This is a genomic window from Pseudarthrobacter sp. Y6 (assembly GCF_050156205.1).
GTDB lineage: Bacteria > Actinomycetota > Actinomycetes > Actinomycetales > Micrococcaceae > Arthrobacter.
Genome location: NZ_CP189574.1, coordinates 955,907 through 980,140, shown reverse-complemented (window position 1 = coordinate 980,140; position 24,234 = coordinate 955,907). Strand labels below are relative to the sequence as shown.

At 64.8% G+C, this 24,234-nt stretch carries 19 protein-coding genes and 1 riboswitch; of the genes, 9 read left to right on the top strand and 10 right to left on the bottom strand.

Annotated features, from left to right (window positions below):
* Positions 1-9 precede the first annotated feature (9 nt).
* The 3 genes from ACQCSW_RS04765 (at position 10) to ACQCSW_RS04755 (ending at position 4,383) form a co-directional block, all read left to right on the top strand.
* Positions 10-849 (top strand): siderophore-interacting protein, encoded by an 840-nt coding sequence (locus ACQCSW_RS04765; RefSeq protein ID WP_426989732.1) that lies wholly within the window; start codon positions 10-12, stop codon positions 847-849.
* A gap of 212 nt (positions 850-1,061) precedes the next feature.
* Entirely contained in the window at positions 1,062-3,287 is a 2,226-nt protein-coding gene (locus ACQCSW_RS04760; protein WP_426989731.1) for a PKD domain-containing protein, read from the top strand.
* A gap of 1 nt (position 3,288) precedes the next feature.
* Positions 3,289-4,383 (top strand): metallophosphoesterase, encoded by a 1,095-nt coding sequence (locus ACQCSW_RS04755; protein ID WP_426989730.1) that lies wholly within the window; start codon positions 3,289-3,291, stop codon positions 4,381-4,383.
* 26 nt (positions 4,384-4,409) lie between these two features.
* Here the strand turns inward: ACQCSW_RS04755 and ACQCSW_RS04750 are convergent, their stop codons facing one another.
* The 5 genes from ACQCSW_RS04750 to ACQCSW_RS04730 all read right to left on the bottom strand — a co-directional run bounded on the left by ACQCSW_RS04750 (position 4,410) and on the right by ACQCSW_RS04730 (position 12,906).
* Complete coding sequence (locus tag ACQCSW_RS04750) at positions 4,410-5,897, bottom strand: threonine/serine ThrE exporter family protein (RefSeq protein WP_426989729.1); 1,488 nt, start codon at positions 5,895-5,897, stop codon at positions 4,410-4,412.
* Between the two features lie 39 nt (positions 5,898-5,936).
* Positions 5,937-7,253 (bottom strand): peptidoglycan bridge formation glycyltransferase FemA/FemB family protein, encoded by a 1,317-nt coding sequence (locus tag ACQCSW_RS04745; protein ID WP_426989728.1) that lies wholly within the window; start codon positions 7,251-7,253, stop codon positions 5,937-5,939.
* An 86-nt stretch (positions 7,254-7,339) separates the two neighbouring features.
* Complete coding sequence (locus tag ACQCSW_RS04740; RefSeq protein ID WP_426989727.1) at positions 7,340-8,413, bottom strand: lipid II:glycine glycyltransferase FemX; 1,074 nt, start codon at positions 8,411-8,413, stop codon at positions 7,340-7,342.
* Between the two features lie 593 nt (positions 8,414-9,006).
* Entirely contained in the window at positions 9,007-11,898 is a 2,892-nt protein-coding gene (gcvP, locus tag ACQCSW_RS04735) for an aminomethyl-transferring glycine dehydrogenase (protein WP_426989726.1), read from the bottom strand.
* 189 nt (positions 11,899-12,087) lie between these two features.
* Positions 12,088-12,185: riboswitch (glycine riboswitch) on the bottom strand.
* Positions 12,186-12,366: 181 nt separating this feature from the next.
* On the bottom strand, positions 12,367-12,906 hold the full coding sequence (locus ACQCSW_RS04730; RefSeq protein ID WP_426990621.1) for a TetR/AcrR family transcriptional regulator: 540 nt from the start codon (positions 12,904-12,906) through the stop codon (positions 12,367-12,369).
* Positions 12,907-12,973: 67 nt separating this feature from the next.
* Between ACQCSW_RS04730 and ACQCSW_RS04725 the strand changes: the two genes are divergently transcribed.
* The gene (locus ACQCSW_RS04725) at positions 12,974-14,560 is read left to right on the top strand and encodes an MFS transporter (protein ID WP_426989725.1); all 1,587 of its coding nucleotides are present in this window, start codon (positions 12,974-12,976) and stop codon (positions 14,558-14,560) included.
* Between the two features lie 12 nt (positions 14,561-14,572).
* On the opposite strand, the gene ACQCSW_RS04720 is transcribed toward ACQCSW_RS04725, so the two are convergent.
* Positions 14,573-15,052 (bottom strand): Dps family protein, encoded by a 480-nt coding sequence (locus tag ACQCSW_RS04720; RefSeq protein ID WP_426989724.1) that lies wholly within the window; start codon positions 15,050-15,052, stop codon positions 14,573-14,575.
* Between the two features lie 213 nt (positions 15,053-15,265).
* Between ACQCSW_RS04720 and ACQCSW_RS04715 the strand changes: the two genes are divergently transcribed.
* Genes ACQCSW_RS04715 through ACQCSW_RS04705 form a run of 3 tightly spaced genes read left to right on the top strand, consistent with a single transcriptional unit; the run spans position 15,266 to position 18,964 of the window.
* On the top strand, positions 15,266-16,366 hold the full coding sequence (locus tag ACQCSW_RS04715; protein WP_426989722.1) for a nitrilase-related carbon-nitrogen hydrolase: 1,101 nt from the start codon (positions 15,266-15,268) through the stop codon (positions 16,364-16,366).
* On the top strand, positions 16,363-17,388 hold the full coding sequence (locus ACQCSW_RS04710; RefSeq protein ID WP_426989721.1) for an agmatine deiminase family protein: 1,026 nt from the start codon (positions 16,363-16,365) through the stop codon (positions 17,386-17,388). Before ACQCSW_RS04715 ends, ACQCSW_RS04710 begins: the two co-directional genes overlap by 4 nt.
* A gap of 13 nt (positions 17,389-17,401) precedes the next feature.
* Complete coding sequence (locus tag ACQCSW_RS04705; protein ID WP_426989720.1) at positions 17,402-18,964, top strand: APC family permease; 1,563 nt, start codon at positions 17,402-17,404, stop codon at positions 18,962-18,964.
* Positions 18,965-19,074: 110 nt separating this feature from the next.
* On the opposite strand, the gene ACQCSW_RS04700 is transcribed toward ACQCSW_RS04705, so the two are convergent.
* From ACQCSW_RS04700 to ACQCSW_RS04690, 3 genes are all read right to left on the bottom strand, one after another.
* Positions 19,075-19,623, bottom strand: coding sequence for an AMIN-like domain-containing (lipo)protein (locus tag ACQCSW_RS04700; protein ID WP_426989719.1), 549 nt, complete (start codon positions 19,621-19,623; stop codon positions 19,075-19,077).
* A gap of 236 nt (positions 19,624-19,859) precedes the next feature.
* Entirely contained in the window at positions 19,860-20,162 is a 303-nt protein-coding gene (locus ACQCSW_RS04695) for a DUF4193 domain-containing protein (protein WP_111909554.1), read from the bottom strand.
* A gap of 72 nt (positions 20,163-20,234) precedes the next feature.
* A complete protein-coding gene (locus tag ACQCSW_RS04690; protein ID WP_426989718.1) occupies positions 20,235-20,576 on the bottom strand; it encodes an IclR family transcriptional regulator domain-containing protein in 342 nt (113 codons plus the stop codon).
* 304 nt (positions 20,577-20,880) lie between these two features.
* Between ACQCSW_RS04690 and ACQCSW_RS04685 the strand changes: the two genes are divergently transcribed.
* Both ACQCSW_RS04685 and ACQCSW_RS04680 read left to right on the top strand, forming a co-directional pair.
* Positions 20,881-22,071 (top strand): glycosyltransferase family 2 protein, encoded by a 1,191-nt coding sequence (locus tag ACQCSW_RS04685; RefSeq protein WP_426989717.1) that lies wholly within the window; start codon positions 20,881-20,883, stop codon positions 22,069-22,071.
* 11 nt (positions 22,072-22,082) lie between these two features.
* On the top strand, positions 22,083-22,244 hold the full coding sequence (locus ACQCSW_RS04680) for a hypothetical protein (RefSeq protein WP_181577464.1): 162 nt from the start codon (positions 22,083-22,085) through the stop codon (positions 22,242-22,244).
* Positions 22,245-22,318: 74 nt separating this feature from the next.
* Here ACQCSW_RS04680 and ACQCSW_RS04675 read toward each other — a convergent pair whose 3' ends face one another.
* The gene (locus ACQCSW_RS04675; RefSeq protein ID WP_426989716.1) at positions 22,319-23,545 is read right to left on the bottom strand and encodes a glycosyl hydrolase; all 1,227 of its coding nucleotides are present in this window, start codon (positions 23,543-23,545) and stop codon (positions 22,319-22,321) included.
* Positions 23,546-24,234: the final 689 nt, after the last annotated feature.

Genomic DNA, 24,234 nt, shown 5'->3' with positions numbered 1-24,234 from the left:
GGTTGCCTTATGAGCACAGTTCCCGCCGCCACCAGCTCCACAAAAAACACGCGTCCCCAGATCGACCTCACGGTCATCCGGCGGGAAGAACTCGCGCCCCACATGGTCAGGATCGTGGCAGGCGGCGAGGGCTTTTCCGCCTACGTCAACAACAGTTTCGTGGACCGCTACGTCAAAATTGTGTTCCCCCAGCCCGGCGTTGACTACGCGCAGCCCCTGGACCTGTGGACCATCCGCGAAACCATGCCCCGGGAGCAGTGGCCGTTCACGCGCACGTACACCGTGCGCTGGGTGGACACCGCGGCCGGAGAACTCGCCATCGACTTTGTGATCCACGGCGACGAGGGACTGGCAGGCCCGTGGGCGGCTGCCGCGAAGCCCGGCGATGCCTTCACCTTCACCGGCCCCGGCGGGGCCTATAACCCGGCGTCCGACGCCGACTGGTACCTCTTCGCCGGGGACGAAGCCGCGCTGCCCGCCATCGCCGCCGCTATCGAATCGTTGCCCGTGGAAGCGCGTGGCCTGGCGTTCATCGAGGTGGACAGCGACGCCGATATCCAGCCCATCGCGTCCCCGTCCGGCCTGGACGTGACGTGGCTCCGCCGGAACGGCGCTCCGGCGGGCTCCGGGGACCTCCTCGTCTCAGCGGTCGCGGACGCCGAATGGCCGGCCGGACGGGTTGACGTTTTTGCCCACGGCGAGCGCGGCTACATGAAGGGCCTGCGGGATGTGTTTTTCGTCCAGCGGGGCCTTGAACGGAGCCAGGTGTCGCTGTCCGGCTACTGGGCCAAAGGCCGGGTGGAGGACGACTTCCAGGCCGAGAAGAAGCTCGCCGTCGGGAAGATCTGACCAGGCAGGCCTGGCCGGCCCCATACCTCGCACCCCCTAACCCGTCCCGCACTCCTTAACCCCCTGACCCCCTAACCCCTAAGCCATCTCCTAATTGATGGTCCGGAGCCTTGCACGGCACGGCACAGAGGCCTACGCTCACCCTAAATAGCAGTCCGGCAGGTGCTGATCAGGCTGCCGGTTACGCCGTTCGAGCGTCCCGGAGAGCCGTCATGAATTCAGCGACCAAACGATTCCTGAGCCAGGTTTTTGCCTTCTGCCTTGCAGTGGCCGGAACTGCAGTGTTCACCTCAACAGCGGCCCAGGCCGCGACCACCTACGGCACTCAAAGCATCAGCTACTCCGGTGTAGCCAACCCGCCCACTTCCGACAAGCCGCAGAGCAAACTCTGGTGGAACGATGGTTCGTGGTGGGCCGATATGTGGACCACAGGCAGTGGGTGGCACATCTACCGCCTGGACCGCAGCGCCCGGAAGTGGGTGGATACCGGCTTGCGGAACGATAACCGCGCAAATACCCTGGCCGACACCTTGTGGGACGGTTCCCACCTCTACATCGCGTCCCACGTCGTGACCGTGTCCGGAGATAGCGCCCCCAAGCCCTCGGTTTCGGGGCAGCCCGCCAAGCTGTACCGCTACAGCTACGCTGCCGGCACGTACACCCTGGATGGCGGATTCCCGACCACTATCACGAACAACAGCAGCGAATCCATGACCATCGACCAGGATTCGACCGGCGCGATCTGGGCCACGTGGACGCAGGTGGCGGGGAGTTCCTCGTCCGGGTACACGAATACGGTGTACATGAACGCTTCCGCCCCTGGCGGAACCAGCTGGCTGGCACCGTTTGTGCTGCCCGTGTCCAACCCCCGCCCTGGCCCCGACGACATCTCGGCCGTGGTGTCCTATGGGAACAACAAGATCGGCGTGATGTGGAGTGACCAACCCAACGGGGCCATGTGGTGGGCCACGCGTACCGACGGCACCGCACCGACGGCGACCTCGTCCTGGCGCGTCCAGCCGGCAGTCAAGGGCACCGGGCAGGCCGACGATCACCTGAACCTCAAGGCCCTGCTCGCGGACCCGTCGGGGAGGGTTTACGCGGCAACCAAAACCAGCCTGGACGTCACCTCCTCGGACCCGACAAAGCCACAGCTGGAGCTGCTCGTCTTCAAACCCGGTACCGGCTCGTTCACCAGGTCCACCATCGCCACCGTGGGCGACTGTGTGACACGCCCCCAGATCCTGCTCGACACGAAGAACAACACGGTTCATGCATTCCACACCGCACCGTCCACGAGCGGCTGCGCTTTTCCCGGGGCAGCAGGCAGCATCTACGAGAAGACAGCGTCGATGGACAACCCGGTCTTTGGCGCCGGCCGCGGGACACCGGTGATCCAGGACGGCTCGTCGGCCAACATCAATGACGTCACCACCACCAAGCAGGCCGTCAACAGCTCCACCGGCATCGTGGTCATGGCAACCAACCACGTCACCAAGCGCTACTGGTACTCCGACCGGCCGCTCGGTACCGCCCCCGTACCGACCGCCCCGGTAGCCGCCTTCACAGCGTCACCCACATCGGGACCGGCTCCCCTGCCGGTGAGCTTCACCGATACGTCCACCGGTTCGCCGACGTCGTGGTCCTGGACCTTCGGTGACGGCGGAACGTCCACGTCCCGGTCGCCGTCGTACCAGTACTCCGCCGCTGGCACCTACACGGCAACTTTGACGGCTTCGAACAGTGCAGGGTCGACGTCGGCGAGCGCGACGATCACCCTCACTGGGGGAGGAAGCGGCTCCGGTGCCGTGACCGCCGTCGGGACCTCCACGAACTCCTCGACCACCGCCACACCATCCGTGACGCTTACACGGCCGACGGCGGCGGCCGCCGGCGACGTCCTGGTCGCGTCCATCACGACGGACCTGAATCCGGCCGTCACCGCTCCGGCGGGCTGGACAGCCATGGTGAACGGCCTGTCCGTCAACGGCTCCGCCACCTCCGGCGCCCGGATCTTCGCCTATTACCACGTCGTGGGTGCGTCGGATCCTGCCTCGTACACCTGGAGCCTTGGCACGGCAGCCAAATGGGGTGGAGGCATCACCGCCTACCGCGGCGTCAGCCAGGCCACGCCGCTGGACAGCCCGGTAGTGACCGCCGTCGACACCAGCTATTCGGCCACCAGCATCACCCTTCCAAGCATCACGACGGCGAGCAACGGCGCCATGCTCATCGGCGGCATCGGCTACGACAGCGGCACGCCCGGAACCACCCCGCCCAGCGGCTGGACCGAACGTTGGGAAGCCACCGGCGGGCAGATAGCCCAAGCGGCAGACCTGCCCCAGGCCACAGCGGGCGCCACGGGCGCCGCAACCTGGACTTTCAGCACGGTAAAGGCGAGTGGTGCCTGGCGCGCCGCGCTGAAGCCTGCCGGCTGACATGGCTGCCCGGAACCATTCCGCCCGGGCAGCATCCGCGGCCGTGCGCTCTTGGGTGTTCAGGTCCTGGGCCATCATGTCTTGGGCCGTCCTGCTCTGTCTGGCCGTCTCAGGATGCCAACCGGCGTCGGAAGGCCCGCCAGCATCCCCGGAACAGCCGGCCTCCGATACGAGGTCAGTTCACTTCACCGCAGCCGGGGACATCGGCATGGGCGGAGGCGCCAGGGCAGTGCTCGATGTGATCGCCGGGCTGAAGCCGGATCTCAATATCGCGCTTGGCGACCTTTCCTATCAGGCCGGCGCTGAGCAAGCCTTCTGCGACGTGGTCACGCAGAAACTTGGCAAGGATTTTCCGTACGAGCTGATCATGGGCAACCACGAAAGCGACGCGCACGACGGCGATATCGGCACGTTCGCCAAATGCCTGCCCAACAGGCTGCCCGGGCTGCACGGCACTTACGGTACGCAGTGGTACGTCGACGTACCCCAGGACCGACCCCTGGTGAGGTTCATCCTTATTTCTCCCGGCATGGATTTCCCCGGAGGACAGCCCTTGGATTATTCACCAGGCAGCGGCCGCTGGCGCTGGACCGAATCCGCTATCGACGGCGCCCGTGCCGCCAACATCCCCTGGACTGTGGTGGGCATGCACACCCCGTGCTTCAGCATGGGACACTACGGCTGCCAGCCCGGGGAACAACTGACGAACATGCTGGTCAGCAAGAACGTGGACCTTGTGCTCACCGGCCACGAACATGTCTATCAGCGGACCCGTCAACTCGGCCTGACTGCACGCTGCCCCGTGCTGGTGCCCGGAGAGGCCCGGGACGATTGCGTAGCCGACGCCGACAACAGCCTGGCCCAAGGGCAGGGCACGGTCTTTGTCACTGTCGGCGTGGGCGGCGCCGGGCATCACGACGTCCAGGCGGACGATCCTGAAGCCGGGCTGTTTGCTGTCTGGTCAGGAAGAAACCGCGATCGGGCCCTGGGAACGTTGGACGTGATGGTGACGGGTTCCCGTCTGGAGGCACGGTTTGTGCCGGCCGCGGGGTTCAGCTTCACCGACGCCTTCGCCATTGAGCGTTCGGGCGGCTAGCCCGCAGAAGCCAGCGGCAGTGGAAACTAGCGGCGGCGGGCGCGGCGGCGCTCGTTGCTGGCCAGGCTGCGCGTCAGTGGCCGCGCGAGGGTATCGCCGAGCACAACACCGGCCGCGGTGCCCAGGACGATCGCGCCGGCGTTGAGCATGCCGCCAGCGCCGAGGAGGACGTCGGATTCCTCGATGGTCAGCACATACATCGAGCGGAAGATCGTCAGCCCGGGCAGCAGGATCAGTGCCGCCGGTACGGCCACCACCAGCTGGGGAGCGCCCATCTTCAACGCCACCACCCTCGCCAGCAGGCCAATCACGACGGCGGCGAGCGCCGGGGAGAACCGGTCACCGACGCCGAGTGCCCCGGCACCCAGCAGCACAAAGTAGCCCACCACGCCCACGCCTGCGGTGGGCAGCAGCAGTTCCCACGAGGTCTGCTCCGTCACGCCGATGGCCATCACTGCGACGGCGATAAAGATCACCAGGACCCAGAGGTCGTAGGCAGGCGGGAATGTCTGCGTGACACTAATAGGCTGCATTCCGGTCATCGAGCCCATCACAAAGGCCACCGCGATCCCGGCCACAATCGCGCCGAAAGTCAGCAAGGTGGACAGGAACCGGCCCGCTGCGGTCACCGGAAAACCGTTGATGGCGTCCTGGACCGAGGAGACGAGGCGTCCGGTGGGCAGGAGCAGGAGGATGCCGCCCACCACCACAATCGCCGGCGCATTGGTGAGGTCAAAGCGCCACAACAATAACGCGGTGAGCGTAACGCCGAAGGAGCATGCCGCCGTCGTGAAGAAGTCCGGAACCCGCCAACGGCCCAGCTGGCGGGCGAGCAGGCTGACGCCGATGTTGGCCACGAAGGCAATGCCCGAGGACACCTGGCCTCCGCCGAGCACGCCCACAAAGACTGCGGCGAACACGCCGAACGCTATGGTGACCATCCAGCGCGGGAACGGTTTGGGGCTGGTGATGGCCTCGTCCAGCCGGCGGATGGCCTCATCGCGGCCTACTCCCCCGGCCACGATGTCCGTCACCAGCCGGTGTACCTTGGCCAGCCCGGCATAGTTGTTGGTCCAGGACCGCACCACGCGAAGCAGCGAGATGGGCGTCTGGTCCTTGGGCGCGTAGTTGATGGCCACCGACTGGTTGGTGATGTCCACTTCGATGTTTTTTAGCCCTAGCGCCGCGGTGACGGCAATAATGCTTGTCTCCACTTCCAGGGCGCCTGCCCCGTACCGGAACATGGTTTCGGCCAGGTGCAGGGAAAAGTCCAGGGTCTTGCGTGCGGAGGTGTCCACGCCTCCCACCTGGATCATGGGGTTGGCGTAGGGGCTTCCGGCGAGCCTGTCCACAATGCTCAATGGCGCCGTCGGCGGGTTCTCCCCCCGCACCAGGCGCCGCAGCATCCTCTTGGCCGCGGCATCCTGGCGGAGCTGGGAGGGTGTCAGCGGCTCTGTTTTGGGCAGGCCGTCGGTGGGAGGCCTGCGCCTTGGAGTTTCAGGTCGATCGGTCACCTTGGTGCTCCTCCCTCTCTGGCAGTTCGTGGTTTGGTGTTAGGCCTGACGTTTCAGTGGCAGTTTGCCCAGCAGCATGCGGGCCGCGGCGATGGCCGCGCGGACCAGGCGGTTGGCCTGGAAGGCTATCGGCCGGACCGGCATCACGAAGTCACCCAGCAGCTGGACCACGTCGCCGCCGAAGCCCTTCTTGAACTCGTAGCCGCCGTGGCCTTCGTCGTCCTGTCCCTGGATGCCGAAGGTGCCGTAGAAGTTGTAGCGCGAGTAGCCCTTACCCAGCGCGTGCAGCAGCATCCCCCAGTACAGCGAGGTGGCGCCGTTGAAGTAGATGTAGTCCTGCTTGGTGCCGCCGATGACGCAGACCACCTCGTCACCGAAGCAGACAAAGTGGATGGCGGCCACTGTTGCCACGCCCACCGAGTCTGGGAACCGCTCGATGTCCTTGAGGCTGCGTTCGTAGCTGTCTACGAGGTCCTGGACTACTTTGAGGCGGTTGGCTTTCTTTTTGCTGCCGGTCTCTTCGACCTCACGGCGGAGTTCGGCTGCGGACGCGGATTCCGCTTCCAGGCGTTCGGTGATGGACTTCCGGTACGCGGGGATGTCGATCTTGGCCATCATGAGTTTGGTGAACTCGGCCGAGGTGGTCCGCAGGAGCTGTTCGTAGTATTGGCGTTCCCGGTAGACGAAGCCCTTCTCGTCCCCAGCGGTGCTCAGCGCGTCGTAGAACTCGTCGAGGGTTTCAACGGTGGCCTGCTCCAGGAACACGCCGTTCTTTTCAGCCTTCCGGATGGCCTTCCGTGTCCGGTAACTGGTGCTCATGATGAGCTCCTCGGCGTCCTTGATGCCTTCAAGCTTCTTGATGAACATCCAGTTCACGTTGACGAAGTTCATGTCCGAGCCCTGGTGTTCAAGACCCAGGCCCGCCAGCTCCGCCACAAGCGGCCTGTTGTCCACGATCTCGGGGTGTTCGGCGCCGTCGGCATCGCGGGCGATGTACGTCAGGTTCGGGGAAATCCGCAGTTCGGCAGCCTTGCGTTCCGCGGCACGCTCCTTGAGGAGTCCGACGACGTCACGCACCAGTGCGGCGTCCGTGTAGTCCAGGAGGGGGCCCTTGGCGCACTCGCACACCTTGTAGCCCCAGCGGTTGGTGGTGTAGTTCAGCTTGCCGGCCGCGACCAGATCGCCGTCGCGCCTGACACCGAACAGCTCCACTGCCTGACCGCGGGCGCGCTGGAAGCGGGTGAAGTCAGCGGACTGGATGAAGTTGTTTTGCGGGTGGTTGAGGGAGAAGGACTCAAACTCGGCATCGCTGAGGACGCTGAGCTCGAGGCCGGCTCGGGCCTTGGTTGGATTCACAGAAGTAACCTCATCTATGGCTGTGCTGCCCCCTGGGGCATGCGCTGGCGTTCGTGGTGTGGATGGTGTGCGTGGCTGGTGGGCTGTCAGTAGAACTGCTGGCCGGTGCGTGCGGTTTCGAGCCGGCGGAAGATCCGTTCCGCGCCCTTGACCCACAGGGCGTGCCTGACGGGCGACAGCACGTAGTCGTAGCAGCCGACGAAGTCCGTAACCGTCTTGGTGAAGCTTGTCTTGAACATGCCCATGCCGTAGAGGTGGTGGGACTTGTCCTTGATCAGGCCGGACGGCGGCGTACCGCAGAAGTCGTACTCGGTGCAGCCGAGTTCCTGCATTCTCAGGATGGCCGACCACTGGACCAGGTGCGAATCGCCGTATTGCTTCCTGTTCTGGGTGGAGCCGCCGTCCTTGTAGGTTGCCTTGGATCCGTAGTTGATCACAAAGGCGCCCACACTGGGTTTGCCGTCCTCATAAACAAAGAAGAAGCTGCCTTGGCCGCGCGTGCAGAATTCGTCCCAGAACCGGGTGTAGTACTCCAGGCTGCGCAACGGCATGGAGCCCTTGGCGTTGACGGTGTCCGCCATCAGGTCATACAGGGCCCGGTACGTTTCCGGGCCTGGCTCCTGCTGGACCACTGCGCAGCCTTCGCGTTCTGCGCGGCGGATCGCGTTTCGGGCGCGGGAGGAGATGGACCGGAACACCTGGTTCTCCGGTGCCGCGATGTCCAGCAGCGCGGTGGAGTCATTGGATTGGATGTTCGGGGCCTTCACCAGGCCGGCGGCGGCGAGCTGTGCCCTGGCTTCCGGGGTGGACACGATGTCAGGCTCAATCTTGATGGTGAAGACGTTGAGCTTCCGGCTCCGGGCAAACGCAGCGCACGCCTCCAGTGCCGGTTTCAGGTCCTCGGCGGCGCCGAGATCAGGGCCTTTGATCAGGTACCACAGGCGGCCCAGCACCGGGAATTTCCTCTCCAGCACCAGGTTGTAGCTGGCGGTCCCGGCAGACTCCAGCACCAGGAAACGGGCACTCCAGCCGTTGCCGTTCTTCACCGACGCGTAGGCCGCCGACGCCAGCATGTTGCCGCCGTTCGGGTTGGCCGTGACGTGCTTGTCCCAGTTCTCAATTTCCTCGGCTGTGGCAAAGCGGGCGGTAAATTCTCGCAAGGGGGCCGTGTCCAATCTCAGGGTTTGTGCGCGGTTCTGTACTCGTGGCTGCGTGCGGACATGTAGCCCCAAGTCTAAAGCCTCCGGTTAGGGCGGTAGGTCCCCGACATCCTCTGCATGCTGCTCGTTCCTCGCTTTGACGCATGCTGCCGGACGCCGCGGACCTACCGAGGGGGCCGGCTGGCCGGGGTTTTCGAAAGCGTGCGTCAGAGCGACGAAGGGGCAGCACCTGTGAAACTCCGGTGGCCGCGAGTCGCCGCGCCGGGAGTTGCCTGACAGAGAAATGAATGTAGTCCAGAACCACCGTGGGCACGTCCGGCGCCGGCAGATCCAGGCTCACCCGCAGGAAGCCTGCGTGGTAGCCCAATGCACCGCCTGTCCTGTCATCCATCAAACCATCGTGGCACGAGGCACCGACAGCACCCCAACCCGGGTCAGTCCCGGGCATGGCCGGGCGGTGACGGTGATCGAGCCTGTCAAGATCCGGTTTCGACAAGCTCAACCACCGATAGGGCTGGCGGGCCGGGGTTTTCGAAAGCGTGCGTCAGAGCGACGAAGGAGCAGCACCCTTGAAAACTCCGGCCTGCCGGCCCTTAGTCTTCGAACTCGGAAAGCGGCGGGCAGGAGCAGATCAGGTTGCGGTCCCCGGCTGCGCCGTCGATGCGGCCGACGGGCGGGAAGTACTTGTCCTGCTTGAGGTGGTGGACCGGGAACGCGGCCTGCTCACGCGGGTACTGGCGGGCCCAGTCGGAGGTGACGACGGCGGACGCGGTGTGGGGTGCGTGGCGCAGCGGGCTGTTCTCCACGGTGAAGTCACCGTTGGCCACCTGGTCGATTTCCTTGCGGATGGTGATCATCGCGTCGATGAACCGGTCGATCTCCACCAGGTCCTCGGACTCCGTGGGCTCCACCATCAGCGTGCCCGCAACCGGGAACGCCAGGGTGGGGGCGTGGAAGCCGTAGTCAATCAGACGCTTGGCCACATCCTCCGCGGTGACGCCGGTCTTCGCCGTCAGCTCACGGAGATCCAGGATGCACTCGTGCGCCACCAGACCACCCTCGCCCGTGTACAGAACCGGGAAGTACTCGTTCAGGCGGGCCGCGACGTAGTTCGCCGCGAGCAGCGCAGACTTCGTCGCTTCGGTCAGGCCCTCCGCGCCCATGAGCTTCACGTAGGCCCAGGAGATGGGCAGGACGCCGGCGGAGCCGTAGTTGGATGCGCTGATGGCCACGCCTGTTGTTGATCCGGCAGAGCCGGACTCGTGCGCCGCCTTGTTGGCGTCGCCGGGCATAAACGGTGCCAGGTGGGCCTTGGCCGCGACCGGGCCAACGCCCGGGCCGCCGCCGCCGTGCGGGATGCAGAAGGTCTTGTGCAGGTTCAGGTGCGAGACGTCGCCGCCGAACTTGCCCGGCTGCGCCAGGCCCACGAGGGCGTTGAGGTTGGCGCCGTCCACGTACACTTGGCCGCCGGCAGCGTGCACAGCGTCGCAGATTTCGGTGACGTCGGCGTCGTAGACACCGTGCGTGGAGGGGTAGGTGATCATGATGGCCGAGAGGACGTCCCTGTTCGCCTCGATCTTGGCGTACAGGTCCGTGTGGTCGATGCTGCCGTCCGGCGCCGTCGCGACGACAACAACCTTCATGCCGGCCAGGACGGCCGAGGCGGCGTTGGTGCCGTGGGCCGAGGCCGGGATCAGGCAAACGGTGCGCTGGTCATCGCCGCGGGACAGGTGGTAGCCACGGATGGCCAGCAGGCCCGCGAGCTCGCCCTGGGAACCGGCGTTCGGCTGCAGGGAGACCTGGTCGTAACCGGTGATTTCCGCGAGGTCAGCTTCCAGCCCGCTGATGAGCTCGCGCCAGCCCACCGTCTGTGAGTCCGGGGCGAACGGGTGGATGGAGGCGAACTCCGGCCAGGAAATGGCTTCCATCTCGGCCGTGGCGTTCAGCTTCATGGTGCAGGAACCCAGGGGGATCATGGTCCGGTCCAGGGCAAGGTCACGGTCGCTCAGCCTGCGGATGTAGCGCAGCAGCTGGGTCTCGGAACGGTGCGTGTTGAACACCGGGTGCTGCAGGTACTCAGAGGTGCGGACGACGGCGGCATCCAGCGCGAACCCAGTGTCAGTGCCGGCGGCCGCGTCCACCACGGCGGCGCCAAAGACGTCCAGCACACCGGCGACGATGGCCGGGGTTGTGGTTTCATCGGCGGAGACGCCGATGGTGTTCTCGTCGATGTGGCGCAGGTTGATGCCCTTGGCTTCGGCGGCGGCAACAATGGCGGAGGCCTTGCCGGGCACGGAAACCGTGACGGTATCAAAGAAGCTCGTGTGAAGTACGTCCAGGCCAGCCGACTTCAGCGACGCGGCGATGATTGCAGCGTGGCCGTGTGTGGTCTCGGCGATCGCTTTCAAGCCGTCGGGGCCGTGGTAAACGGCGTAGAAGGAGGAGACGATGGCCAGCAGGGCCTGCGCGGTGCAGATGTTGGACGTGGCCTTCTCGCGGCGGATGTGCTGCTCGCGGGTCTGGAGCGCCAGACGGTACGCGGGGGTCCCGGCGTCGTCCTTGGACACCCCAACCAGGCGGCCGGGCATGGACCGCTCCAGACCCTTGGCCACTGCCATGTACGCGGCGTGCGGGCCGCCGAAGAACAACGGCACACCAAAACGCTGGGTCGAGCCGACGGCAATGTCCGCGCCCTGCTCCCCGGGAGGGGTGATCAGGGTCAGGGCCAGCAGGTCGGCGGCAACGGTGACGAGCGCGCCGCGCTCCTTGGCTGCCGCGATCACTGCGGCGTGGTTGAAGACCCGGCCGGAAACGCCCGGCTGCTGCAGGACGATGCCGTTGATGACGCCGTCGGGCAGGCCCTTGGACAGGTCAGCGACCTCCACCTCGAAACCGAGGGCCTCGGCGCGGCCCTTGACGATGGCGATGGTCTGCGGCAGGCAGTCGGCATCCAGGACCGTCTTGCCGTCCCGGGCCTCCTTGTTCTTGTTCGCCCGGCGCATCATGAGGACGGCCTCGGCGACCGCGGTGGCTTCATCCAGCAGCGACGCGTTCGCGATCGGCAGGCCCACCAGGTCCTGGACCATGGTCTGGAAGTTCAGCAACGCCTCAAGCCGGCCCTGGGAAATTTCGGGCTGGTACGGGGTGTACGCGGTGTACCAGGCAGGGGCTTCGAGGATGTTGCGGCGGATCACGGCGGGCGTCACGGTGTCGTAGTAGCCCTGGCCGATCATCTGCACAGCGGTCTTGTTCTTGGAGGCGAGCTTCCGCAGCTCCGCAAGGACCTCAACCTCACTGAGGGCGTCCTTGAGGGCCAGCGGCTTGGCCTGGCGGATGTCGTTGGGGACGGCAGTATCCACCAGCGCGTCCACAGTGTCGTAGCCGACGGCCTTGAGCATGGAGTCGATATCGGCCTGGCGGCGGGCGCCGATGTGCCGGTCAACGAAGGTGGCCGAGGCGGAACTAACACTCACAAGGAACTCCATTACTAATGGCGGCGCAGGGTACGCCACATCGATTCGGGTTCCACCCCGCTCTGTCTGGGACCTGAGAGTTTCCGCGCCCACCTGCTTGTCGCGGGGTGACGCTTGCACCGTCGGTGAGCACAGCGGTCCTGACATTCCGGAGTGATCCGGGATGTCTCAGGCGGACGGCCTGCCACTTTCCAGGGTTGCCTGGCCGCGGCGGTACGTGGGCCCGAGAGATTCCTGGGGAGGATTTGCTCCTACGGCGCCTGTTGTACCTACTAACAGAACTCTCCCGCCGCAGATCAAAGGCATATTCAGATTGTTGTGCCGGCCGGTGGCAGCCATTACAGGGACCAATTCTCCTACGCCCCGGGCCATCGGGCAAATGAGGTCGTCGGATTCTGCTCAATCATTCCGGTGTGGAGCTCGTGCGCGTCCGGATACACCCGGGCTTGCATCAGGGACCGGCCGAATGATTGAGCAGAATCAGCCCCGCAGCCGCTCCACTGCGGCAAGGAGCTCCTCAATATCTCCGTGCCTGCCCCGGCCGTCCCCGGTGGTGCCGCTTTCCCACATGGCGTTGAAATACAGCCCGTCCCCCATATACAGCACGGCTTTCGCCATGGCCGTGCCGACGTCGGCCGCGATCAGGTCCAACCACTGCTGCTGGATGGCGGCAAAGCGCCGCCGGGCCTCTTCATGGGCCACTTCGGCCAGTCGCGTGGCGGCCACAAAGGAGCGGTCCATCGGCGAATCGGACCAGAGCGAGGAACGGATAAAGTAGGCCGCCGCACCTTCGGCTGCTGCGGCCATCAGCGCGAGATCCTCGACGGCCAGGCGATCCAACCGTTCCAGCACCGCGGCGATCAGCGCTTCCTTGTTAGGGAAGTGGTACAGCAATCCGCCCTTGGACACGCCGGCCCGCCTGGCCACCGCATCCAAAGTGGCAGCCCGCTCCCCCACATCAATCAGGAGTTCTTCAAAAGCGTCGAGGACTGCATCGCGTGCGACGGGATTTCTGGCCATGGCTTCAATCATGCACGCTCCGGGCCCCGTTTCTTAACTGTACCGTCTGGACGGTACAGTTATCGACATGACATTGTCCGCACAGTCCAACCAGAACACGCGCAGCACATCCGCGACGGCAGCCGGTCTCCGGCCGTCAGGGCCCGCCAAGGCGCCTTGGCGCGACTGGCTCGCGCTGGCCCTGCTGATGTTTCCGGTGCTCCTGGTTGCAGTAGACAACACTGCGTTGACATTTGCGCTTCCGGCCATCGCCAGCAGCTTGGAGACAACGGGAGTCCAGCTGCTGTGGATTGTGGACGCCTATCCCCTGGTGCTTGCCGGATTGCTGGTTGCCATGGGCAGCCTGGGTGACCGGATCGGGCGCCGCCGGCTGCTGCTGACCGGCAGCGTTGGATTCGCCGCGGTCTCGGCAGCAACAGCCCTTGCCCCCAGCGCGGAGTGGCTGATAGCGGGACGGGTGATGCTGGGGTTCTTCGGCGCCATGCTGATGCCCTCAACCCTGTCGCTGATCCGCAACATTTTTCCGGACCCAAACCGGCGTCGGCTGGCCGTGGCCATCTGGGCAGCCGGCTTCTCCGGCGGCGCCGCCCTGGGCCCCATCTTTGGGGGCTGGCTGGTGGAGCAGTTCTGGTGGGGCGCCATCCTGCTGGTCGCCGTGCCCATCATGCTGCCCCTGCTGGCGTTCGGCCCTGCGTTCATCCCGGAATCAAAGGATCCGCGGCCCGGACGGGTGGACGTGCCCAGCATCGCCCTGTCCCTGCTGGTGATGGTGCCCGTTGTGTATGGCATCAAGGAAATGGCGACCGAAGGTTTCGGGGCCACTCCGGTGGGGCTAGTTGCCTTTGGCCTGGCCATGGGCGTCGTCTTTGTCCGCCGCCAGCAGCGGCTGTCCAGCCCTCTGCTGGACATGTCCCTGTTCGGCAACCGGGTCTTCAGCACCGCCATCACGGCAAACGTGCTGGCCCTGTTCTCCTTCAACGGCTTCATCCTGTTCCTCGCCCAGCACCTCCAGCTCCTGGACGGGATGACGCCGTCGGCCGCCGGAATAGCCATGATCCCGGCCCTGGTGGCCACAGTGTTGGCCGGGCTGGCAGTGGTACCGCTGGTCCGGAAGGTGCGTCCGGGCTTTGTGGTGGCAGGTGGCCTGGCCCTGAGCGCCACCGGCTACGGAATCGTAGTCTTCGGTGATCACGGCTCCGGCCCGGCCCTCCTGCTGGCCGCGCTGCTTATCCTCGCCCTGGGGGTGGGCACAGCGGAAACCATTTCCAATGACCTCATCCTGGGCTCCGTTCCAGCGGAGAAATCAGGAGCGGCGGCCGCCATCTCGGAAACGGGGTATGAGGTGGGGTCCCTGCTGGGGACGGCGGTGCTGGGATCCATCCTGACCGCTTCGTACCAGCGCAATCTCCGGCTGCCGGCCGAGGTGGAGGAAACGGCGTCCGGCACTGCCATGCACCAGGCCGGCGAAACTTTGGCGGGCGCCGTGGAGCTGGCCGTCACCTTGCCTGCTCCGCTGGCCGAAGCGCTCCGCGGCGCAGCACGCCTGGCGTTTGATTCGGGTGTCCACACCACTGCGGCAATTGCGCTGGTACTGATGACGAGCGCGGCAGTCCTTGCCGCCGTCGTACTCCGGAAAGTTCCGACGGCGGACTAGGACTGACGGGCCCTACTTGGCGTCAGGGGCGGTGACGCTGGCGGAGGCCTTCATGGTCTCGGCGTTCACCATCCACGCGTACTGCTCCAGCCTGGCGATGAATTCGTGGAGCAGGTCCGCGGTGGTGGGATCCTCTTCGTCCACTTCGTCATGGACCTTGCGCATGGTGCCCACGGCAGCCTCAAGTGCAGCAACGATCCGCTCGATGGCGTCCTTGGTGTTGATGAGGCCTTCGGGGAACTGGGCCAGGCTGGTGGATTTTGCCACCGTGGCACTTCGGCCATCGGGCAGGGCGTGGAGGGCGCGCATCCGCTCGGCCATATCGTCTGCGAACTGCCGGGCGGCATCCACGATTTCGTCCAGCTGCAGGTGAAGGTCCCGGAAGTTGGTCCCCACAATGTTCCAGTGGGCCTGCTTGCCCTGGATGTGCAGCTCGATCAGGTCCGCGAGTACGGCCTGCAGGTTGTTGGTCAGGGTCGGTGAAGCTTTCATGAATCCTCCTCGATTGGTCCAGTAGTCCCGACGCTATCAGCCACGGGATCGATCGCGGCAGGCCGGAAGCAAATTTCTCAGTGAGCTTACTAAGCCGACCGGAGCGACACAAAAGAATGGGATTCATTTAAACCATTGCGCGAAAGTCGTTCATCATCCATACTAAATGAACGTCATTCATTTAGTGACGGTCGTCTCACTGGAAGTAAGCCAATGATAGAAATTTCCTGCCTCGACTCACCCGCTTCCCTGGCCCGGACAACGCCGTCCGAACGCACCGCCCTTCGGGTGGGCGTGGTGCAGCACCGCTGGCATGCAGACACTGCCATCCTGCGGTCTGAACTCGATGAAGGAATCGGCCGGGCCGCCCGGCTCGGTGCATCGGTCGTGTTCCTGCCCGAACTCACCCTCTCCCGCTACCCCGCGGACACGCGTCCGGAGAATGACATTCCCCGGCACGGAGCGGTGCAGCCTGGAGCAGTGCGGCCCCGGCCGTCGGACACCGCTGAGGACCTGCTCACCGGGCCCACCTTCCGGTTTGCTGCCGAATCGGCCCGCCGCCACGGGGTGGCTGTCCATGCCTCGCTGTACCAGCAGGCGGAGAACCCGGACGGCAGCGACGACGGCCTGGGGCTGAACACAGCCATCTTGGTGTCGTCCGAGGGTGACCTGCTCGCCCGCACGCACAAGCTGCACATTCCGGTTACCGCCGGCTACTACGAAGACAAATTCTTCCGCCAGGGGCCGGCGGCCACGGATGCCTACGAGGTCCACGCGCCGGCAGAACTGGGCGGCGCCCGGCTGGGCATGCCCACCTGCTGGGACGAATGGTTCCCGGAGGTAGCCCGGCTCTACTCCCTCGGTGGCGCAGAGATCCTGGTCTACCCCACGGCCATCGGCTCAGAGCCGGACCACCCGGATTTCGACACCCAGCCGCTGTGGCAGCAGGTGATTGTCGGCAACGGCATCGCCAACGGCCTGTTCATGGTGGCGCCCAACCGCTGGGGCGATGAAGGAACGCTGAACTTTTACGGCTCCTCCTTCATCTCCGATCCGTACGGCCGCGTCCTAGTGCAGGCCCCGCGTGACGCCTCCGCGGTGCTGGTGGCAGACCTCGACCTGGACCAGCGGCGGGACTGGCTGACGCTATTCCCCTTCCTGTCCACGCGCCGCCCCGATACCTACGGCCGGCTCACGGAACCTGGGCCCACAACCGCAGCGTTCCCTGGCCGAGCTCGCGAGGTTAGGGAGCTGTTGGGGAGCGAGACCGGGATTTCGACAAGCTCAATCACCCGTCAGCAGGTGACCGCATGAGCACGTGGCGCATGCCTGCCGAAACCGCCCCACAGGAGCGGCTCTGGATGGCCTTCCCCACTGGCGGCTATACCCTGGGTGACACCGCCGACGACGCCCACGCTGCCCGGTCCACCTGGGCAGCGGTGGCCAACGCCGCCGTCGAATTTGAACCGGTCACCGTAGTGGTGGACCCCGACGACGTCGGCACGGCCGCCCGCTATCTGCATCCCGACGTCGAGGTACTTTCCGCGCCGCTGAACGATGCATGGATGCGGGACATCGGCCCCACGTTTGTGCTTGATCAGCACGGGTGCCGCGGCGCCGTGGACTGGGTCTTCAATGGCTGGGGCGCCCAGGACTGGGCACGCTGGGACAAGGACGCCCTGATCGCCGCCGAAGTTACCGGCCGTTCGGGAGCCCACCACGTTGTGTCCCCGCTGGTGAACGAAGGCGGGGGCATCCACGTGGACGGTGAGGGAACGGTACTGGTCACTGAGACCGTGCAGCTTGATCCGGGGCGCAACCCCGGACTCAGCCGGGCGGATGTCGAGGCCGAGCTCGCCCGCACGATCGGCGCCACGAAAGTGATCTGGCTGCCCCGCGGACTGGCCAGGGATTCGGAACGGTTCGGGACCCGCGGGCATGTGGACATCGTGGCCGCCATCCCTTCCCCCGGCACACTGCTGGTGCATTCCCAGCAGGACCCCCGCCACCCGGATTTCCAGGTCTGCCGCGACATCATCAGTTTCCTGCGCACCACCACGGACGCCGCCGGCCGCGAGTGGACCATCATCGAAGTCCCGGCCCCTGCAACCCTGTGGGATGACGAAGGCTTTGTCGACTACAGCTACATCAACCACGTCGTGGTCAACGGCGGCGTCATCGCGTGCACCTTCGCCGACTCCAACGATGACAAGGCGCTGCAGATCTTGGCAGAGGCCTACCCCGGCCGGCGTGTGGTCGGCATTGACGCCCGTGAGCTCTTCGCCCGCGGCGGCGGTATCCACTGCATCACCCAACAGCAGCCTGCTGCCTCGTAGAAAGCGCTGGACAATGACCCAAACCATCCGCAAGAGCACCCCTTCCGGCCAGCCGTCCGGGTCGGACACGGCCGGCTCGGCCCACGGCATCACCCCAAAAGGACTGAAGGGCGGGCAGCTGGGGCTCCTCGCCGTCGTCGTTCTTGGCATTTCCACCATCGCACCGGCCTACACGCTGACCAGCGCCCTTGGCCCCACGGTTAACGAGGCGGGGCTCCAGTTGCCCGTCATTTTCCTGATCGGGTTCATCCCCATGATCCTGGTGTCACTCGCGTACCGGGAACTCAACGCCGATTCCCCGGACAGCGGCACCACGTTTACCTGGGTCACCAAAGCGTTTGGTCCCTGGGTGGGCTGGATGGGCGGCTGGGGACTGCTCGCCGCCAACATCATCGTCCTGTCCAACCTGGCGGGCGTGGCCGTGGACTTCTTCTACCTCTTCCTGTCACAGCTGACGGGTGCGCCTGAACTGGCGGACCTCGCGGCTAATAAGCCGTTGAACGTCCTGACGTGCTTCGTTTTTGTGGCCCTCGCCGTGTGGGTCAGCTATCGCGGCCTGCACAGCACCAAGATCGTCCAGTACGGCCTGGTGGGCTTCCAGCTGCTGGTCCTTGGCCTGTTCGTGGCCATGGCATTCGCCAACTGGTCCACGTCCGAGACTGCCATCCCGTTCAGCTGGGAATGGTTCGACGTCACCAGGATTGAGACCTTCGGCCAGGTCGCGGCCGGCATCTCGCTGTCCATCTTCGTGTACTGGGGTTGGGACGTGTGCCTGACGGTGAACGAGGAAACCGCCAACGGCAAGAAGACCGCCGGCCTCGCAGGCACGCTGACCGCCGTCGTCGTCCTGGGCATCTACCTTCTGGTGACCATCGCCACCATGATGTTCGCCGGCGTGGGGGACACCGGAATCGGCCTGAACAACGAGGAAAACAGCGCAAACGTCTTCACCGCGCTGGCCTCCCCCATCATGGGACCGTTCGCCATCCTGATGTCCCTCGCGGTGTTGTCCAGCTCCGCAGCCTCGCTGCAGTCGACGTTCACTTCGCCCTCGCGCAGCCTGCTGGCCATGGCGCACTACAGCGCCCTGCCAAAACCGTTCGCACACATGAGCAAGAAGTTCTCGACGCCGGGATTCGCCACGGTGGCGGCGGGCGTCCTGTCCGCCGGGTTCTACGCCATCATGCACGTCATCAGCGAAAACGTCCTGAACGACACCATCCTGGCTCTTGGTCTGATGATCTGCTTCTACTACGGCCTGACCGCCATCGCCTGCGCCTGGTACTTCCGGAACAGCGTGTTCAGTAGCGTGCGCAACTTCGTGCTGCGGCTACTCTGCCCGGTGCTGGGCGGAGTTGGGCTGTTTGTGGTTTTCCTGCAGACTGCTGTGGACAGCTGGGCGCCGGAGTTCGGCAGCGGCTCCGAGGTCTTCGGGGTTGGGCTGGTGTTTGTCCTGGGCATCGGGATCCTGGCGCTCGGGGCTGTGTTCATGGTCATCATGGCGCGCCTGAGCCCCGGTTTCTTCCGGGGTGAAACCATCCGCCGGGACACTCCTGCGCTGGTGGTCCCGGAGTAACCCAAACCTTGTCAACAAAGCGGCGTCCTGTCCGGATCTTTCCGGGCAGGGCGCCGCTTTTTTTGGATTCCTGTGCTTATCTCAATGCCGGTGCCGCAACGAACCGACGCTCACCAGAAGTGCGCTACATCGACCACCATGCGCGATCCGGATCCGGGGCCGTCCAGGGTGAAGACCCGGAACGGGAGCCGGGCACGGACGCCCAGTCCGATGCTGGTGTAGCCTTCAAAGCTGCCTGCGTAGGCAACCTGCCGGAAGGTCTGGTATCCCGAGACGTCGGACAGTTCGGCTTTGGCCGCCGGGCTGTAGGTGACGTTGCCGTTGCTGTCGTAGGACGGTGCGTTCACAGTTACCTGGAGGAATGCCGAACCCAGCAGCGGGATTTCAAAACCTGAACCGTCCTGGACCACGGTCGGAACATACTGGACCGTGTAGCCGGCCACTGGGCCGTTGAGATCGACCACCATCCGGTCGAAGCAGTAGTGCTGCCCCGTCCTGACGTTGGTGACGGATGCGGTGCTCATGGCCGGGTCTGATTCAGCCAGTGATCCCCATACGAGCCCGCAATACGATGTGGTTGCCGAGGCGGGCCCCGGAGCCAGGAAACCCAATCCGACAGCCATCAAGATGACTGTCAGCCACGTATAGATCTTTTTCATTGTGGGCCACCCTTCGAGTGATTAGGTAGCTCAAGCGTAGGAGCCTCCGGGGCCACTCAAAAGGGTTGTGTCCGCTTCGGCGCGGAACCGTTAATTCGTCCTGGTTCCGGTCACGCGGGCGTGATTCTGAAGCATCGAATCGGGCAAACGAAACGCTATTAACGCCGTTTCTGCACCCTGCCGTTATGCATAATAACGACGCCGGATCGGCTCACCGGAGTGCCGGCGCCGGGCGTTCATCCTTCGCACTCGATGCAGTACTTCATGCCGTTCTTTTCGCGTGCAACCTGGGACCGGTGCCGGACCAGAAAGCAGGATGAGCAGGTGAACTCATCTGACTGTTCGGGAACAACAATGACGGTCAGCTCTTCGCCGGATAGATCGGCTCCGGGAAGGTCAATGCCTTCGGCGGTGTCGGTCTCGTCGACGTCGATGACTGCGGTCTGGACATTGCTGCTGCGGGATGCCTGCAGGGCCTCCAGCGACTCAGCAGAAGCCTCGTCGTCAGTCTTGCGTGGAGCGTCGTAATCGGTAGCCATGGCGTATTCACTTTCGTCGCTGCACGGCACCATTTCAGGCACCTCAGTGAAGCAGTTTAGGTCATTATGCCGCTAGTTGGGCAACAGTGTGGGCAACCAGACAGATTGACGCGTACTTGCTGGTCGGTGCGGGTCGGTGAAGCCGAGCAGCGCGGACAGTCGGTCAGCTCCTTGCTGCACCAGGTCGGCCCAGCACTCCTCGGGACGCTGGTGCCAGTGGGCGGAGGACACCGAGGTGCTGATGGCGGCGACCACGGCACCGGATCCGTCGCGCACCGGCGCCGCCGCACAAAAGACATTGAGCGTTGATTCCTCACGCTCAAAGGCAACTCCGCGCTCCCGCACACGCTCGAGCTCCTCCTGCAACGCGGCCAGCCGTTCGTATGCTGCGCTCCGCCATCGCCGGCAAGTCACCTGCGTTGGGATATAGGTCCCGCACGGCAGCGGGCGAGACGTAGGCGAGCGCTTTCCCGAGCCCGGTGACGTGCGCCGGCGCCGCTGGCCGATGCTGGGCCGCTCTCGCTCCGAGGCCCGTAGCCCGCCCGGTCATGTGGCTCTGAAATCACCGAGGCACCGCTCATTGTGCTGGACCTGCCCAGGATCAGCCAGAACCGTATTGATGGAACCTTGACGGTATCCGGGGGCGAAATCTGAGAAGGCGCCTGCAGGATGGATTCGCAGGCCGCTGGGGTCTGCGAAGCCACCCGAGGAGGCCGCCGTGGACGCCGTACTTTCCCTGCCCCCGGCCGACGTGACGCGCGCGTCTATCGTTCATCCCACCCGGCGGGCAGCCCGCGTCGCATCCGATGCGGCCGAGGCTACCCCTGCTTCATTTGGCCTGCGCGTGGTGGTGCTGGTGCCCGCTTACAACGAGGCCAGCTCGATCGGGGCAACCCTCGATGGCCTGATGCTCCAGTCCCGTCCCGCGGACCTCATCGTGGTCATCCCCAACGGATGCACCGATTCAACGGCCATGGAAGCGCGGAAGTACCCGGTGGCCGTGATGGAGCTTCCACGATTGCAACACCGCAAATCCGAAGCCCTGAACCGGGCCTGGGCAAAGTACGCCTTCGACGCCGACGTGGTCATCTGCCTCGACGCGGATACGGTCCTACCCTCGAACGCCGTCGAAGCCTGGTCCCGGGAGTTCAGCGCCGAAAGGGGCGCGCGCATGGGTGGCTCGTCATCGAAATTCACGATGCAGGACCCCGGATTTCTGAGCCGGCTGCAGAAAGCTGAATTCGCCACGTGGACCGATACGGCCCTGAGGCGGGGCAGGACCAGCGTTCTGGCAGGAACCGGCTGCGCCATCAATAACGACGTCCTCCGGCAGATCGCGGCCCGGAACGACCGTGAAGGGCCCTGGGTCTACACCTCGCAGGTCGAGGACTTCGAACTGACCTATCGCATCCGTGAACTGGGCTTTATCTGCCAGGTATCCCCGGATGTCCGCGCCTACACCGACTCGATGAAGACAGTCAAAGCACTGTGGGGCCAGCGGATGAAATGGCAGGTCGGCACCGTGGAAGATCTGTTGGACCTTGGAATCAACCGGCTGACCCTGCGCGACTGGGGCCAGCAGGCCATGGGTCTGCTGGGCGTGTTCCTGAAGTTGCTGTGGATCGCAGTAATTATCCTCTCACTCTCGTTGGGAGTGTTTCACTTCGTCCTGTTCTGGTGGCTGGTGCCAATCCTGTTCGTGGCGCTGGACATCAAACGGGCGCTTCGGATTCCGCACCGCGACTGGAAGGACGTACTGATGGCAGCCACGTTCTTCCCGCAGGAATTATTCATGTGGCTGCGGTCCGGGTGGTTCCTGGCCTCCTGGTGCGCCGTCCTGACCGCAAAGATCACCCGGCGGCGGATAGACCGCTGGGAAGCGCAATACGCAGCAGAGGAAATCAACTAACAATGTACGGAATGAACACCGCCCTACCCGCTTCCGGGGCGGCTCTGTCCGCAACCGGGCTGGCGTACACCGGCCTGGACGTCGTGTCTGCACTGCTGACCGCGCTTGGCGTAATGCTCATAGGTGTGGCCCTGCTGGGGCTGGTCCGCCGGGACAACAAGGCGCGTCCCTGAATACCGGGAAATCGTGTAGCCGGCCAGCCTCGCCGTCAGCCACAGACCTGAGAAATCGGGTCTCGAGCCTTGAGTCAGGAAGTCCGGCGCGCCTGCAACGCCGACTTGAACGCTGAGGCGGAGGTGGCGCTGCTGTTGATTCGCCAGTCGGTTTCTTTCTGGAGATGGAACCACACGAAGCCCACGACATCGGGCTGGGCCGCCAGATAAGACACGAGCTCAGTGTTCCAGGCAGCCTTGTTGCCCCCTGCTTCGCTGGAAGCCGTCTCGCTGATCAGGATGGGAACTCCGGGTGCCAGAGCACGCAACTGGGCTATTCCCGGAGCGAAAAGATCCTGCGGCGATATCCAGCCGCTCCATGAGGCGGAGGTGCCCCAGTTGTACCCGTCGAGGGCTACAACATTCACGTATCCGACGCCGGGAAAGAGGCCGGCGAGATCGGTGGAACCGTAATAGGGAACATTCGGACTCCAGACCCAGGAGACGTTGCCGGCACCGGTGGCAGCAACAATGTCGTGAACATGGCGCCAGGCTTTTACGTAGTCGCCGGGCTGATTGCCGTTTACGCCTTCGGCCCACGGGTACCAGTTTCCGTTCATCTCGTGGGCGAACCTGAGCTGGACCGGCTGGCCCCAGGCAGTAAGTGCCTGGCCCCACTGCGTGATGTGGGCGTCAAAGTCGCCGGCGGCAATTCGGTCCAGGGAGTAGGCCGGCTGTTCCGTTCCACCGCCCCAGGCCCAAGGTTCCCAGGTTATGAGCGGGACGGCGCCTCGTGCCCGGACGGAGTCCATCTCGGCGATGGGGGGCGCCTGGAGGAAGTCCTTGTAGAAGAGAATGGTGGACGGGCTTTCGCCGGCCAGTTGCGCCACCTCATCCAATTCGCCGCTGGCCAGCGGGCCGCCGGCCGTGGCGACCCCGAACCGAAGCGCGGCTGTGCTGACCGGAGGGAGCGTCGGGACCGGTGCGGTCACGGTGAACACGGACGAGGCCTGGATGGAAGAGGTCTTGGCCGTGATGGTCAACGATCCCATGGCTGCGGAAGGGATGGTGATCGAGGTACTGAAAGCACCCGAGGCCGCCGTTTTGAAGGGAAAAGTCGTGGCACCGGCGATCACCGTCCCCGTGGTGGAGGCTTTGAATCCCGTTCCACTGACTGTGACGGCGGATCCTGCCGGTCCAGTGGCCGGGCTGAGGGAAATCCGGCCGGTGGCAGGCGCTGCCTGGGCTGTCTGGGCCGGCATCAGTCCCAAAGCCAGACCCAGCCCAACCACTGCCGCGATAGATTTCAAAGTTCGGAGCATGGCGATCGGTCCCCCGCAATCGGCAAGGCGGTTGGAAATCCGCCGGTCAGGTGGCGCCTAGCGGCACTTTCCTGATCCTATGGGCTCGGCGCCGACCCGTCCGGATTTTTTCGAATATTTTTTGAAAGGAACTCGCGGCCGCCCTGGTGGATCCTGCCGTCCTGGCCCACGTTCGCGAGCAACTCCGGCCGGGCTCCGGAGTTGTTGAGGTCCTTGTCCACGGCTACATCGCATTGTTCCCCGGCGACCCCACGGCCTTAATTCGGCGGTGGAATCTAAGGACCCGTCCGCCCACGCCGTCAGGGGCCCGTCCAGATGGTGCTCCCCGCGAACAGATCCGATGCGACGACGCCGGCAAAGAACCATCCGCCCGCGATGAGGTTCCATCTGCCCCCCGGTACCAATAGGGTCCGCCGTCCGCCACAGGTGAATACCAAGGAGATCGCGCCAGTTCTTGTGTACCGTTCTCGCGTCCGCCTCACAAAACCAGCCTTACCCCGGCGGTCCGGGGTGCAAACCAAAGATTGACCGTTCTCAACCTACGGGAATCCGTTTTTCACTTTTCTCTCCTGTGGATCGGCGCCACCATCGGTCCGGAGACCAAGGACGTCAATCTCGCGGACGACGCAAGCTTCACCGTCTGATTCGCCCGTTTACGGCAATGGCCGGGCTGCCACCGCTGGCGGCCC